Genomic DNA, 13,140 nt, shown 5'->3' with positions numbered 1-13,140 from the left:
GCCGCCGCGGTCAGGAAGTGCCCGACCGGCGCTCGAACACCAGGTCACGGGCGGTGCCCAGGGCGGTCGCCACCGCGCCGAGCAGCACCGCGTCCTCGCCGAGCCCGCTGGGCGCCAGCTTCGGGCGCAGCGGTGTGAGGGTGCGCAGATGCTCCCGCACGGGGCGCAGCAGCAGGTCGACGCTGTGGCCCACACCGCCGCCCAGCACCACCAGGTCGGGGTCGAGCACCGCCGCTGCCGCCGCCACCGTGTGCGCGATCCGCTCACCTTCGAGACGTACCGCCTCCACCGCGGCCGGATCGCCCTGGCGGGCCGCGTCGAACACCGACTTCGCGGTGAGCTGCCCGGTCATCCCCAGCCGCCGCGCCGTCTCCACCACGGCCACCCCCGACACCGCGTCCTCCAGCCGCTCCGGCCCCCGCTGCTGCCCCGGCCAGGGCAGGAACCCTATCTCCCCGGCCAGTCCGTGCGCCCCGGTGAACAGCCGTCCCTCGCTGACCACGCCCATCCCGAGGCCGGTGCCGATCATGATGTACGCGAACAGCCGGCTGCCCGCCCCGACGCCGTACGTGTACTCGCCGAGGGCCGCCAGGTTGGCATCGTTGTGCACCTCCAGCGGGACGCCCAGTTCCTCGCGCATCCGGTCGAAGAGGCCCGCGCGCCCCCAGCCGGGCAGGTGCATCGCGTACCGCACCCGGCGCTGCCGCTCGTCGTACACGCCCGGCGTGCCCACCACCCCGTGCACCACCTCGGCCGGATCCACTCCGGAGTTGGCGACCACCTGCCGGGCCGTCGCGACCAGCAGGTCGGCCATCGCGCCCGAACCCCGGGCCCGGTTGCGCACGTCGGAGCGGGCGACCAGGGTGCCGTCGAGATCGGCGACCGCGACCCGCAGCCAGCTGCGGCCCACGTCGATGCCCAGCGCGAACCCGGCCGCCGGGTCGGGCGCGTACAGGACGGCCGTGCGGCCGCGCTCCGGCACGTGGGTGCCGACCTCGTGGACCAGGCCCGCCGACTCCAGCGCCGCCAGCGCGCTGGACACCGTCGGCTTCGACAGGCCCGTCTCGCGGGCCAGTTGGGCGCGGGAGGCGGAACCGAGCAGGCGCAGCCGGTCCAGCAGCAGCCGCTCGTTGGCGCTGCGCAGGCGCTGCCGGCTCCAGGGCTGCTCCTGCTCCTCTACGACGTCGCTGGCGGCCATCGCACCATTCTCACCGATTCCCGACGCATACTTGACGCATCTAGTAAGGCTCCTTAACTTTATCGGCCATCCCGCCGAGTCGGTACCCGCCCGTCGTACGCGCCCCGCCCACCTCCCCGTGTCTCGCCCAGGAGCCCCCATGTCTGCTGGTCCCGGTAGTCCCGTCGTCCCGGGCAGTGCCCCGCCGAACGGCGGTTTCGTCCGCCGCGTGGGTCTGTTCCAGGCCACCGCCATCAACATGAGCCAGATGTGCGGAATCGGTCCGTTCGTCACCATTCCGCTGATGGTCGCCGCGTTCGGCGGCCCGCAGGCCGTCATCGGCTTCGTCGCGGGTGCCGTGCTCGCGCTCTGCGACGGCCTCGTCTGGGCCGAGCTAGGCGCCGCGATGCCCGGCTCCGGCGGCAGTTACGTCTATCTGCGCCAGGCCTTCCAGTACCGCACCGGACGCCTGATGCCGTTCCTGTTCGTGTGGACGGCGATGCTCTTCATCCCGCTGATCATGTCCACCGGCGTGGTCGGCTTCGTCCAGTACCTGGGCTATCTCGCCCCCGGCCTCGGCCAGACCTCCGGCGACCTGATCGGGCTCGGCGTCATCGCCCTGGTGGTGCTCCTGCTCTGGCGCGGCATCGAGCACATCGCCCGCATCACCGCCGTCATGTGGGCGGTGATGATCGCCTCGGTGCTGCTGGTGATCGCCGCCGCGGCCAGCGACTTCAGCCCGCACCTGGCCTTCACCTACCCGGCCCACGCCTTCGACCTGACCAGCGACCACTTCTGGCTCGGCTTCGCCGCGGGCCTGACCATCGGCATCTACGACTACCTCGGCTACAACACGACCGCGTACATGGGCGCCGAGATCAAGGACCCCGGCCGCGTCCTGCCGCGCTCCATCCTCTTCTCCATCCTCGGCATCATGGCGATCTACCTGCTGCTCCAGATCGGCACGCTCGGCGTCATCGACTGGCACCGCATGACCAACCCGGGCGACATCGCGTCGACTTCCGTAGCCTCTGCGGTTCTTGAGAAGACCTGGGGCAAGGGCGCCGCCGACACGGTGACCGTGCTGATCCTGATCACGGCCTTCGCCTCGGTCTTCACCGGCCTGCTCGGCGGCTCCCGGGTGCCCTACGACGCCGCCCGCGACCGCGTCTTCTTCCGCCCCTACGAGAGGCTGCACCCCAAGCACCGCTTCCCGACGCTGGGGCTCGCCACCATGGGCGTGATCACCGCGATCGGCTTCCTGATCGGCCGGCACACCGACCTGGCGACCCTGATCCAGCTGCTCACCACCGTGATGGTGATCGTCCAGGCGCTGGCCCAGATCCTCGCGCTCAGCGTGCTGCGCCGCCGGCAGCCGGCCCTGAAGCGGCCGTACCGCATGTGGCTCTACCCGCTGCCGAGCATCGTCGCCTTCGCCGGCTGGTGCGTGATCTACGGCTACGCCGACCGGAACTCCCCGGGCCGCCACCCCATCGAGTGGTCCCTGGCCTGGCTCGGCCTCGGCTGCGTGGCGTTCGTGGTCTGGGCGCGGCTGGAGAAGGTGTGGCCGTTCGGGGCGAAGGAGATCAGCGAGGAGTACGTGACGCCGGAGGAACCGGCCGTGGTGTAGATTCCCCACCACACGTCAGCCTCACCCGGCGGTCAACCACCGCCGGGTGAGGCTTTTTTCATGACCGAACCCACTGCCGCGGACGTCGTCGTCCGTCCCGCCGCCCCCGATGACCGCCCCGTCGTCGACCGTCTGTGGCTGATGTTCCGCCACGACCTGTCCGGGTCCCGCGGACTCCTGCCGAGGCCCGACGGCTCGTTCCGCGACGAGCGTGTCGAGGACGCGTTCTGCGCACCCGGCTGGGCGCCCTACCTATTCGTCCGGGGCGGGCACCCGGTCGGCTTCGCCTTCGTCCGCGCGCTGGACGCGCCCGTGCGGGTGCTCAACAGCTTCTTCGTGGTGCGCGGCGCGCGCCGGACCGGCGTCGGGCTGACCGCCGTCCGCGAGGTGCTCGCGCGGCATCCGGGCCGCTGGCAGGTCGCGTTCCAGTACGAGAACCCGGGCGCCGTCGCCTTCTGGCGGCGGGTCGCGGCCGAGGCGGCGGGCGACGCCTGGACCGAGGAGCCCCGGCCGGTGCCGGGCATGCCGGAGCTGCCGCCGGACGTGTGGATCTCGTTCGGCACGGCGCCCTGAACCGTGCCGTGCCGGTGGCCGGCATTGACATGCAAGTAATTGCCTGCATAACGTTGGGTGTGCGATCAGAGGACGAGAGCGGGATGGACCAGGTCTTCAAGGCGCTGGCCGACGACACCCGCAGACGGCTGCTGGACCGGCTGCACGAGCAGAACGGCCAGACGCTGGGCGAGCTGTGCGAGCGGATCGCGATGACCCGGCAGTCGGTGACCCAGCACCTGGCCGTCCTGGAGGCGGCCAATCTGATCAGCACCGTGCGGCGGGGGCGGGAGAAGCTGCACTACCTCAACCCGGTGCCGCTCCACGAGATCCAGGAGCGGTGGATCGACAAGTTCGAGCGCCCGCGCCTGCGCGCGCTCGGCGACCTGAAGCGACGAGCCGAGGAAGCCATGAGCGACCAGCCCAGCTATGTCTACGTCACCTACATCGCCAGCACCCCGGAGAAGGTCTGGGACGCCCTCACGGACGCCGACCTGACCGCCGTCTACTGGGGACACTCGAACGTCTCCGACTGGCGCCCCGGCTCCCGCTGGGAGCACGTCCGCACCGACGGCTCCGGCATCGCCGACGTGGTCGGCACCGTCGTCGAGAGCGACCGTCCGACCCGGCTGGTCACCACCTGGGCGGCGCCCGCGGACGAGGGCGACCGGGGCCGGCACTCCCGGGTCACCTTCGACATCCGCCCGCACGCCGACATCGTCAAGCTCACCGTCACCCACGAGGACCTCAACGACGAGGGCGAACTCCAGGCGATCTCGTCCGGCTGGCCGGCCGTGCTCTCCAACCTGAAGTCCCTGATCGAGACCGGCAGTCCGCTCCCGCAGGAGCCCTGGCTGGTCCCCGGCCGCTGAGCGGGCGCCCGGCGGGGCCGGTCCGCCGTCACCGGACCGGCCCCGCGTCCTCCCTTCCAGGGGAAGTCCGGTGTGCCTAGGTCACAGGCGTCCGCTTGGCCGCCGAAGCGGCGCACACCAGCCCGAGGCAGAGGGCCAGTGCGCCGATGATGACGTTGTTGATGATGACGCCCTTGTCCGGGCTGCTGCCGACCACCCAGGGGGCGATGATCATCCAGATGCCCAGCGCGCACATGGCCCAGCTGAGGCCGTACATGCGCTCCGGTGCCCTGGTGAAGCCCAGTGCCAGCAGGCCTATCGCTATGCCCATGATCAGGTTGTGGGCCACGAGTGCGGGCTGGCTCGCCGTGTAGTGGAGGATCCACGGGGACGCCGCGCAGTACAGACCGAGCAGGAACACCGGTCCGTCCACGAGCGCCACATCACGGCCGCCGAGCATGCGGGCGTAGCGCTCCCGCATCTCGGAGACATCGGGGTGGCTGGTTATGTCACTTCTGCCGTGCGAGACGTTGGCCATGACTCGTCTCCTTCTCGACTTGCAGGCCTGACCGCGTCTGGTGCGTGCGGTATACGCCGCTAGATAGCATTGTGCTCTTATTTCTTCTTTATGTGTAGTTCTGGGCTCGGCCGCGCTCCCGGGCCCGCCGGAACCGGGCGAGACCGTCCACCAGGTCGACGATCGGCTCCGGGTGGCCGAGCGCCGTCCGGGTCGTAACGCTTCGCCTGGGTCAACGGGTTGAGGACCCGCGGTCCACCGCGCTGTCCCGCACGAACAGCGCCACCACCTCGTCCGAGCCGTCCGGGGCATGTCCGCCTCGATCGGGGGCAGCCGAGGGGAAAGGCGGCAACCGACCCGGGAGGTGCAGGACCACTATGGGTGCGAGGGTGCTGGAGCGATTTCCGGCCGGGGCTCCCCGGGGCTCGTGGCCGGCCGAGGAGTACGCGGCGCGGTGCCGGGCCGAGGGCGGGCGGGCGACCGTGGTGATGGACCTCGGCACGGATGCCTTCCTGGTCGTCGTACCGGGGCCGGACGACGACCGGCCGCCGTCCGCCGCGGGCGCCTCAGACGGGTAGTGACTGCTCGGCCCAGATGGTCTTGCCCCGCGGGTTGTACCGCGTCCCCCAGCTCTGGGCGAGCTGGGCGATGAGGTAGAGGCCGCGTCCGCCCTCGTCCGTGTCCCGGGCGTGCCGCACATGGGGCGAGGTACTGCTGCCGTCCGAGACCTCGCAGATCAGGCTCCGGTCCCGGATCAGGCGCAGCGTGATCGGCGCACCGCCGTACCGCAGCGCGTTCGTCACCAGCTCGCTCACGATGAGCTCGGTGGTGAACGACTCCTCCGCCAGCCCCCACCGCGCCAGCTGCCGCACCGTCAGTTCCCGTGCCCGGCCGACCATCTGCTCCTGCGCGCCGATCTCCCAGGTGACATGGGCGTCCGGGGCCAGACCGGTCATCCGGGCCACCAGCACGGCCACGTCGTCCTGGTGGCCCGGCGGCAGCAGCCCGGTGATGAGCGTGTCGCACACGTCCTGCGGAGTCGCGGACGCGGGGGTGCGGGAGAGCGTGGCGCGCATCCGGCGCAGCCCGGTGTCGAAGTCCTGCACCCGCGACTCCAGCAGCCCGTCCGTGTAGAGGACCAGCAGGTCCCCGTCGGCGAGGGCGATCTCGCGCTCCTCGAACACGACACCGCCGAGGCCCAGCGGCGGCCCGCCGGGCAGGTCCACGAAGTCGACCGCGCCGCCCGCCGACACCACCGCCGGGGGCGGATGGCCGGCCCGCGCCAGCTGGCACAGCCGCGACACCGGGTCGTACACCGCGTACAGGCAGGTCGCCCCCGTCACCAGGGACGCCTCGTCGCCGCGCTCGTCGAGGAAGCGGTTCATCTGGTCGTCCAGGTGGGCGAGGAGCTCCACCGGCGACAGGTCGAGATCCGCCAGGGTGCGGACGGCGCCGCGCAGCCGGCCCATGGTCACCGCCGACTGCAGACCGTGCCCGACGACATCGCCCACCACGAGCGCCACCCGCGCCCCGGACAGCGGGATCACGTCGAACCAGTCCCCGCCCAGACCGGTGTGCTCGCTGGCCGGCAGATAGCGGGACGCCGTCCGCACCGCCGACGGCGACGGCAGCCGCTGGGGGAGCAGGCTCCGCCGGAGGGTCCGGGCCGTCGTCCGCTCCCGGTGGTAGCGGCTGGCGTTGTCGACGCAGACCGCGGTGCGGGTCACGATCTGCTCGGCCAGCAGCACGTCCTCGGGCTCGAACCGGCGGGGGCTGCGCGAGCGCATGAAGACGGCGGTACCGAGGGCGACACCCCGCGCGAGCATGGGGACCAGCAGCCAGGAGTGCACGTCCGGGCCGGCGCCCGGTGCCCGGCGGATATCCGCGGCGACGGAACGCAGTCGCTCGTCCGCGAGGAGGACGGACTCGCCCTTCGCCAGGGCGTGGAGGAACGGCGAGCCGGGCGCCGTCGCCGCCGTGTCGAGGTCGCCCACCCGCACCGCGTGCGCCCCGCCGGTGACGGTGTCCCCGGCGGTCACCCCGTCGGACGCGGCCCGGCGCAGCAGCGGGTGGCGCGACCGTGCGTCGTCGGCCGGCTCCCGGCCGTCCGCGCCGTCCCCACCGCTCGCGCCGCCCCCGCCGTCCGTGTCGTCGGTGTCGGAGAAGACGGAGTCCAGCAGGTCGACGTGGCAGGAGTCGGCGAACCACGGCACCGCGACCTCGGCCAGTTCCCGGGCCGTCTGCCACAGGTCCAGGGTGGTGCCGATCCGGGCGCCGGCCTCGTTGGCCAGGACCAGCCGTTCGCGTGAGCGGACCCGCTGGGTCACGTCGGAGACCACATGGGCCAGCGCGATCACCGTCCCGGACGGGTCCCTGAGCGGCAGGATGGACTCCGACCACACGTAGTCGTCGGGGGAACCGGGTACGGGGTGGCCGACGACCTCCGTGTCGAGCAGCGCCTCGCCGGTCTCCAGCACCCTGCGCTGCCGCTCCTCCAGCGCGTCGATGTCCAGCAGGCCGGGCGGCGCCATCTCGCGCATCGTGTGCCCGGAGTACTCGGCGTCCTTGAACACCCCGGCGCGCCGCTGCGCGAGGTTCTGGGCGACGAACCGCTGCCGCGTGTCGAAGAGGTCGATGTGGAAGGGGATGTCGGTGAACAGCCCCTGCAACAGGGCACGACCGAGTTCGAAGGTGCGGTACGCCTCCGCCCCGGCCGCCTGGACGAGCCAGCGCTGCCCGCCGTCCGTGGCGGTGAGGGAACGCACCCAGACCTGGACCTCGACCGGTTCCCCGTCGCGCCGCCGCAGCACCAGCGGCCCCTGGCGGTCCCCGTCCGCCCACCGCCGGACCAGGTGCGCGGCCTCGGCGGGGTCGTGCAGCAGGCCGTCCGCCGGCCGGCCGAGCACCTCCCGCGCGGGATGGCCGAGCAGCGCCTCGGCGCCCGGGCCCCAGGCCGCCACCCGGCCCTGCGCGTCCAGCAGTGCCTCCGCCTCGCCCCCGGGCTCGGGGAGCTCGCCGCGGCCGTCGAAGGTGATGTCGCGCATCCTCACCTCGGGCACATCCGTGCCGGACTCGGGATGTGGTGGTTTGTGGTGGTTGCGCAATAGATGATACCTGCGCACACGCCGACCGCCCGGGCGCCGGTGAGCGCCGACCGGACACCCCCGAGGCGCTGTGGCCGGGGACTTCCGGCGCCCCGGCTCCGCGGCGCCCCGGAGGGGTGCGGGGAACTGCGCGACCGGCAAGGGCCGAGCCACGGAGGACGTGCTGCCGCATCCTTGACCCCCGCTTCGGCCTCCGCGATGCTGTGTTGCGAAACACGAGATGCGTGCCACATTGGGCAACGTCTCGCCCCCTCTTTCAGTCGAGGAGTGGCCATGTCCCAGCAGGTCCGTGCCGTCGTCGCGCGGAGCAAGGGCGCCCCTGTCAGTCTGGAGACCGTCGTCGTGCCCGACCCCGGTCCGGGCGAGGCGCTGGTCAGGATCGAGGCCTGCGGGGTCTGCCATACCGACCTGCACTACAAGCAGGGCGGGATCAGCGACGAGTTCCCCTTCCTGCTGGGGCACGAGGCCGCCGGTGTGGTGGAGTCGGTCGGCGAGGGTGTCACGGACGTGGCGCCCGGTGACTTCGTGATCCTCAACTGGCGTGCGGTGTGCGGTCAGTGCCGGGCGTGTCTGCGCGGGCGGCCCTGGTACTGCTTCAACACCCACAACGCCAAGCAGAGGATGACCCTGGCCTCGACCGGCCAGGAGCTCTCCCCGGCGCTCGGTATCGGTGCCTTCGCGGAGAAGACCCTGGTGGCGGCGGGGCAGTGCACCAAGGTCGACCCGGCCGTGTCCCCGGCGGTCGCCGGGCTGCTCGGCTGCGGTGTGATGGCGGGCATCGGCGCCGCGATCAACACCGGCAACGTCGGCCGCGGCGACTCGGTCGCCGTGATCGGCTGCGGCGGGGTCGGTGCCGCGGCGGTCCTCGGCTCGCATCTGGCCGGTGCGGCGCGCGTCATCGCGGTCGACATCGACGACCGCAAGCTGGACACCGCGCGCAGGCTCGGCGCCACCCACACGGTCAACTCGAAGGAGACCGACGCCGTTGACGCGGTGCGCGAGCTGACCGGCGGCTTCGGCGCCGACGTCGTCATCGAGGCGGTCGGCCGCCCCGAGACGTACCGGCAGGCCTTCTACGCCCGCGACCTCGCCGGCACCGTCGTCCTGGTCGGCGTACCCACCCCCGAGATGAAGCTGGAACTCCCGCTGCTCGACATCTTCGGCCGCGGCGGGGCGCTCAAGTCGTCCTGGTACGGGGACTGCCTGCCCACCCGGGACTTCCCGATGCTCATCGACCTGCACCTCCAGGGGCGGCTGCCGCTGGACGCCTTCGTCACCGAGACCATCCAGCTCGACGAGGTGGAGAAGGCCTTCGAGCGGATGCACCACGGTGACGTGCTGCGCTCGGTCGTGCTCCTGTGACGGACGGCCGCGGTCTCTGACCGCCCGCCCGCGAAGCGGCCCTGCCCCGGTCACGGCACCGGGGCAGGGCCGTACCCGCACTTCACACGGGGCCTGTTCGCCCTGCTCACGCATGCTTTCGGGGGCGCTTCGGCGTGCCCGTGGGAGCACGGCCGTGACCCGTGCGAACCGGCGCATGAACTCCTTGACAACGCTTCGCGGCGGCCCCCAGACTGACGTTGCGCTAACCGCAATCCGTTTCGCTATACGCACCGAGGTGTCATGATGATTCCCGCGTGCCGTCTCGCGGATCTGCCGCGAGGCGAGGCCCACCGGCTCGACATCGATCCGCCCGTCTCGGTGTTCCACACCGACGACGGCGAGCTCTTCGCCATCGACGACACCTGCACCCACCAGGACGCCTCGCTCGCCGACGGCTGGCTGGAGGGCTGCGAGGTGGAATGCCCCCTGCACGCCTCCAAGTTCGACCTGCGCACCGGCGCCGTGGACGCACCCCCGGCCAAGCGCCCGGTGCGCACCCACGAGGTCGTCGTGGAGGACGGAACGGTCTACGTCCGGCTCTCCGCCGACGCGCCCAACCTGCCGCCGTGCGTCAGTGCCCGCCTCGCCGGGGGCGCGGCGTGAGGACCGTCGCCGTGGTGGGTGCCTCGCTGGCCGGACTCTCGGCCGCGCGCTCGCTGCGGCAGCGGGGGTACGACGGCCGGCTGGTCGTCGTGGGCGACGAACCCCACCGCCCGTACGACAGGCCGCCGTTGTCCAAGGAGTTCCTGGCCGGAGCCCTCGGCGAGGCGGACCTGGCGCTGGAGCGCGACGACGAGGACCTCGGGGCGGAGTGGCTGCTCGGCTCCCGGGCCGTCGGTCTCGACCGCACCCGCCGGGCGGTCCGGCTAGCCGGCGGCAGCGAGGTCCGCGCCGACGGCGTGGTCGTCGCGACCGGCGCCGCCGCCCGTACCCTGCCCGGCACCGAGGGGCTCGCCGGGGTCCACACGCTGCGCACCCTCGACGACGCCCGCGCGCTGCGGGAGGACCTCGCGCAGGGCGGCCGACTGGTGGTGATCGGCGGCGGGTTCGTCGGCGCCGAGGTCGCCTCCACCGCGTACGCCCTCGGCCTGGACGTCACCGTGATCGAGGCGGCCCCGGCCCCGCTGGCCGGACCGCTCGGCGAGACCATGGGCGCCGTCGTCTCCGCGCTCCACGCCGACCACGGGGTACGGCTGTCGTGCGGGGTCGGGGTGAAGGGGCTGAGCGGTGAGCGCCGGGTGACGGCGGTGCTGCTCGCGGACGGCCGCAGCGTGCCCGCCGACACCGTCGTCGTCGGCGTCGGGGCCAACCCCTGCGTCGAGTGGCTGCAGGGCTCCGGCGTCGTACTCGACAACGGCGTGAAGTGCGGTTCCGACGGACGCACCAGCGTGGCCGGGGTGGTCGCCGTCGGCGACTGCGCCAACTGGTACGACCCGCACACCGGCACCCACCGCAGGGTCGAGCACTGGACCGGCGCGCTGGAACGCCCGGACACCGCCGTCGCCACGCTGCTCGCGCACGGCGCGCGGGAACCGGGGGCACCCCGGCCGCCGTACTTCTGGTCCGACCAGTACGGCGTGAAGATCCAGTTCGTCGGTCACGCCGCCGGGGCCGACAGCGTGACGGTCGAGGAGGGCTCGACCGACGACCGCAGCTTCCTCGCCGTGTACCGGCGGGCGGGCCGGCAGGTCGCCGTGCTCGGGATGAACCAGCCGCGGCTGTTCACCCGGGCCCGCAAGCAGTTCGGCACCGCCGCGTCCTGACCCGGCGCCCGCGCCACCCCACCGATCCGCGACGTTCTCCGAGGAGTGCACCGTGACCTCGACCAGCCTGCCGGACAGCCTCATCGCCACCCTCCCCGGCTCCGCCTACACCGATCCCGGGATCTTCGCCCAGGAACAGGAGCGCATCTTCGAGACGATGTGGTTCTGCGTGGCCCGCGCATCCGACCTGCCGAAGCCCGGTGCCTTCCGCACCGTCGACGTGGGCCGCGAGTCCATCCTCGTCACCCGGGCCCGGGACCGGTCGATCCGCGCCTACTTCAACGTCTGCCGGCACCGCGGGGCCAAGCTCCGCACCGAGGAGACCGGCGAGGTCGCACGCGCCTTCCAGTGCCCGTACCACGCCTGGACCTACGGCCTCGACGGCAAGCTCGTCGCCGCGCCCAACCTCACCAAGATGCCCGACGTCGGCCGTACCGAGTTCGGCCTGGTGGACGTGGCCGTGCGGGAGTGGCTCGGCTATGTGTGGGTGTGCCTCGCGGAGAACCCGCCGTCCTTCGAGGAGGACGTGATCGGGGCGGCCGTCGAGCGGCTGGGCGACGTCGAGTCGATCGAGCGCTACGGCGTCGAGGACCTCTCCGTCGGCCGGCGGATCGTCTACGACGTGAAGGCCAACTGGAAGCTCATCATCGAGAACTTCATGGAGTGCTACCACTGCGCCACCATCCACCCCGAACTCACCGAGGTGCTGCCCGAGTTCGCCGACGGCTACGCGGCCCAGTACTACGTCGGGCACGGCGCCGAGTTCGGCGACGACGTCCAGGGCTTCACCGTCGACGGATCCGAGGGGCTCGACCGCATCCCCGGGGTCTCGGCGGACCAGGACCGGCGGTACTACGCGATCACCGTCAAACCGCAGGTGTTCATCAACCTGGTGCCGGACCATGTGATATTCCACCGGATGTACCCGGTGGCCGTCGACCGCACCATCGTCGAGTGCGACTGGCTCTACCTCCCGCACGTCGTCGAGAGCGGCAAGGACGTCAGCCGGTCCGTGGAGCTCTTCGACCGGGTCAACCGCCAGGACTTCGAGGCCTGCGAACGCACCCAGCCCGGCATGAGCTCACGGCTGTACGCCAAGGGCGGGGTGCTGGTGCCCAGCGAGCACCACATCGGCGCCTTCCACGACTGGGTCGACGAACGCCTCGGCACCCGGCAGCCGGAATGACGGTTCCCGCGCCCTGAAGGGGCGCGGGGAACTGCGCGACCAGCCACGACGGCGCCGCGGACGACCGAGGGCGCATCCCGGGCACGTCCCGCGGGCGCTCAGCCCAGGTACCCCATCCGGTGGCTGATCTCCTCCGCGCCCTTGACCAGCACCGGGGCCAGCTCGTGCATGCGCTCCTCGGTGAACCGGTAGGACGGCCCGGACGCGCTGATCGAGGCGATGACCGCCCCGTCCCGGTCCCGGATCGGCGCGGCCATCGCGTGCAGCCCGATCTCCAGCTCCTCCAGCGTCCAGGCGTAACCGCGCTCCCGGGCCTCCGCGAGGTTCTTCTCCAGCTTCGCCTTCGAGGAGATGGTGTGCGGGGTGAGCTTCTTCAGGCCCCCGTCCGAGATCAGCGCGGCGCGTTCCCTGGCGGGCACGTGGGCCAGCATGATCTTGCCGCTGGAGGTGGCGTGCAGCGGGGTCAGCTGGCCGACCCAGTTGTGCGCGCTGACCGCGGCGGCGCCGCGCACCTGGTAGAGGTTGATCGCGTAGTGCTCCTGCATCACCGCGATGTTGACCGTCTCACCGATCTCCTCGGCCAGCCGCTCGCACACGGCCCGGCCCTGCTGGGTGACGTCGATGCGTCCCGTCACGGCGCCGGCCAGGCGTACGATGCCGAAGCCGAGCGAGTACTTGCCCCGCTCGCCCGACTGCTCCACGAGACCGCGCGCCTCCAGGGCGCCGAGCAGCCGGAACGCGGTCGACTTGTGAACATCGATCTCGGCGGCCACCTCGCTGACCCCCGCCTCGCCGCGCTGGGCCAGGATCTCCAGGACGCTGATGGCGCGGTCGACGGACTGCACGCCACCAGAAGATGAGCCGTTCGTTTCGGTATCCGGACTGAAGTTGCTCATAGCGAAACTATACGCGCAGTAAACAACACCCTCCAAGTAACGCGATGTGAACAAAGATCTTACAAGTTGCGTTGTTCGCAA

At 71.9% G+C, this 13,140-nt stretch carries 12 protein-coding genes; 8 read left to right on the top strand and 4 right to left on the bottom strand.

From position 1 onward, the window contains the following. Positions 1 to 10 precede the first annotated feature (10 nt). Positions 11 to 1,198: an ROK family protein gene (locus tag ACGF5O_RS41235; protein WP_393815067.1), complete on the bottom strand. Its 1,188-nt coding sequence runs from the start codon at positions 1,196 to 1,198 to the stop codon at positions 11 to 13. Positions 1,199 to 1,337: 139 nt separating this feature from the next. Between ACGF5O_RS41235 and ACGF5O_RS41230 the strand changes: the two genes are divergently transcribed. The 3 genes from ACGF5O_RS41230 (at position 1,338) to ACGF5O_RS41220 (ending at position 4,231) form a co-directional block, all read left to right on the top strand. Then, complete coding sequence (locus ACGF5O_RS41230; protein WP_393815066.1) at positions 1,338 to 2,807, top strand: APC family permease; 1,470 nt, start codon at positions 1,338 to 1,340, stop codon at positions 2,805 to 2,807. A gap of 60 nt (positions 2,808 to 2,867) precedes the next feature. Beyond that, positions 2,868 to 3,380, top strand: coding sequence for a GNAT family N-acetyltransferase (locus tag ACGF5O_RS41225; RefSeq protein ID WP_393815065.1), 513 nt, complete (start codon positions 2,868 to 2,870; stop codon positions 3,378 to 3,380). 83 nt (positions 3,381 to 3,463) lie between these two features. Continuing rightward, a complete protein-coding gene (locus ACGF5O_RS41220) occupies positions 3,464 to 4,231 on the top strand; it encodes an ArsR/SmtB family transcription factor (protein WP_393815177.1) in 768 nt (255 codons plus the stop codon). Positions 4,232 to 4,307: 76 nt separating this feature from the next. On the opposite strand, the gene ACGF5O_RS41215 is transcribed toward ACGF5O_RS41220, so the two are convergent. Further along, positions 4,308 to 4,748: an SPW repeat protein gene (locus ACGF5O_RS41215; RefSeq protein ID WP_393815064.1), complete on the bottom strand. Its 441-nt coding sequence runs from the start codon at positions 4,746 to 4,748 to the stop codon at positions 4,308 to 4,310. Between the two features lie 356 nt (positions 4,749 to 5,104). Between ACGF5O_RS41215 and ACGF5O_RS41210 the strand changes: the two genes are divergently transcribed. Continuing rightward, the gene (locus tag ACGF5O_RS41210; RefSeq protein ID WP_393815063.1) at positions 5,105 to 5,305 is read left to right on the top strand and encodes a hypothetical protein; all 201 of its coding nucleotides are present in this window, start codon (positions 5,105 to 5,107) and stop codon (positions 5,303 to 5,305) included. Here the strand turns inward: ACGF5O_RS41210 and ACGF5O_RS41205 are convergent. Then, complete coding sequence (locus ACGF5O_RS41205) at positions 5,294 to 7,771, bottom strand: SpoIIE family protein phosphatase (RefSeq protein ID WP_393815062.1); 2,478 nt, start codon at positions 7,769 to 7,771, stop codon at positions 5,294 to 5,296. The genes ACGF5O_RS41210 and ACGF5O_RS41205 overlap by 12 nt on opposite strands. A 333-nt stretch (positions 7,772 to 8,104) precedes the next feature. Between ACGF5O_RS41205 and ACGF5O_RS41200 the strand changes: the two genes are divergently transcribed. From ACGF5O_RS41200 to ACGF5O_RS41185, 4 genes are all read left to right on the top strand, one after another. Beyond that, positions 8,105 to 9,193 carry an S-(hydroxymethyl)mycothiol dehydrogenase gene (locus ACGF5O_RS41200; RefSeq protein WP_393815061.1) on the top strand — a complete coding sequence of 363 codons (1,089 nt, stop codon included), beginning with the start codon at positions 8,105 to 8,107 and terminating at the stop codon, positions 9,191 to 9,193. A 261-nt stretch (positions 9,194 to 9,454) separates the two neighbouring features. Next, positions 9,455 to 9,817 carry a bifunctional 3-phenylpropionate/cinnamic acid dioxygenase ferredoxin subunit gene (locus ACGF5O_RS41195; RefSeq protein WP_393815060.1) on the top strand — a complete coding sequence of 121 codons (363 nt, stop codon included), beginning with the start codon at positions 9,455 to 9,457 and terminating at the stop codon, positions 9,815 to 9,817. Further along, positions 9,814 to 10,977, top strand: coding sequence for an NAD(P)/FAD-dependent oxidoreductase (locus ACGF5O_RS41190; RefSeq protein ID WP_393815059.1), 1,164 nt, complete (start codon positions 9,814 to 9,816; stop codon positions 10,975 to 10,977). Before ACGF5O_RS41195 ends, ACGF5O_RS41190 begins: the two co-directional genes overlap by 4 nt. 52 nt (positions 10,978 to 11,029) lie before the next feature. Further along, positions 11,030 to 12,163 carry an aromatic ring-hydroxylating dioxygenase subunit alpha gene (locus tag ACGF5O_RS41185; protein WP_393815058.1) on the top strand — a complete coding sequence of 378 codons (1,134 nt, stop codon included), beginning with the start codon at positions 11,030 to 11,032 and terminating at the stop codon, positions 12,161 to 12,163. Positions 12,164 to 12,261: 98 nt separating this feature from the next. Here ACGF5O_RS41185 and ACGF5O_RS41180 read toward each other — a convergent pair whose 3' ends face one another. Continuing rightward, the gene (locus ACGF5O_RS41180; RefSeq protein WP_393815057.1) at positions 12,262 to 13,059 is read right to left on the bottom strand and encodes an IclR family transcriptional regulator; all 798 of its coding nucleotides are present in this window, start codon (positions 13,057 to 13,059) and stop codon (positions 12,262 to 12,264) included. Between the last annotated feature and the right edge of the window lie 81 nt (positions 13,060 to 13,140).

The sequence above is a fragment of the Streptomyces sp. NPDC048291 genome, from assembly GCF_043201715.1.
Taxonomy (GTDB): Bacteria; Actinomycetota; Actinomycetes; order Streptomycetales; family Streptomycetaceae; genus Streptomyces.
Note: the sequence above shows the minus strand (reverse complement) of the source record. Positions and strands in the feature narration are given on the sequence as shown.

Coding starts and splice junctions, on each gene's coding strand:
- ACGF5O_RS41235 (WP_393815067.1), bottom strand. CDS start 1,198: ATGGCCGCCAGCGACGTCGTAGAGGAGCAGGAGCAGCCCTGGAGCCGG.
- ACGF5O_RS41230 (WP_393815066.1), top strand. CDS start 1,338: ATGTCTGCTGGTCCCGGTAGTCCCGTCGTCCCGGGCAGTGCCCCGCCG.
- ACGF5O_RS41205 (WP_393815062.1), bottom strand. CDS start 7,771: ATGCGCGACATCACCTTCGACGGCCGCGGCGAGCTCCCCGAGCCCGGG.
- ACGF5O_RS41210 (WP_393815063.1), top strand. CDS start 5,105: ATGGGTGCGAGGGTGCTGGAGCGATTTCCGGCCGGGGCTCCCCGGGGC.
- ACGF5O_RS41180 (WP_393815057.1), bottom strand. CDS start 13,059: ATGAGCAACTTCAGTCCGGATACCGAAACGAACGGCTCATCTTCTGGT.
- ACGF5O_RS41200 (WP_393815061.1), top strand. CDS start 8,105: ATGTCCCAGCAGGTCCGTGCCGTCGTCGCGCGGAGCAAGGGCGCCCCT.
- ACGF5O_RS41220 (WP_393815177.1), top strand. CDS start 3,464: ATGGACCAGGTCTTCAAGGCGCTGGCCGACGACACCCGCAGACGGCTG.
- ACGF5O_RS41195 (WP_393815060.1), top strand. CDS start 9,455: ATGATGATTCCCGCGTGCCGTCTCGCGGATCTGCCGCGAGGCGAGGCC.
- ACGF5O_RS41215 (WP_393815064.1), bottom strand. CDS start 4,748: ATGGCCAACGTCTCGCACGGCAGAAGTGACATAACCAGCCACCCCGAT.
- ACGF5O_RS41225 (WP_393815065.1), top strand. CDS start 2,868: ATGACCGAACCCACTGCCGCGGACGTCGTCGTCCGTCCCGCCGCCCCC.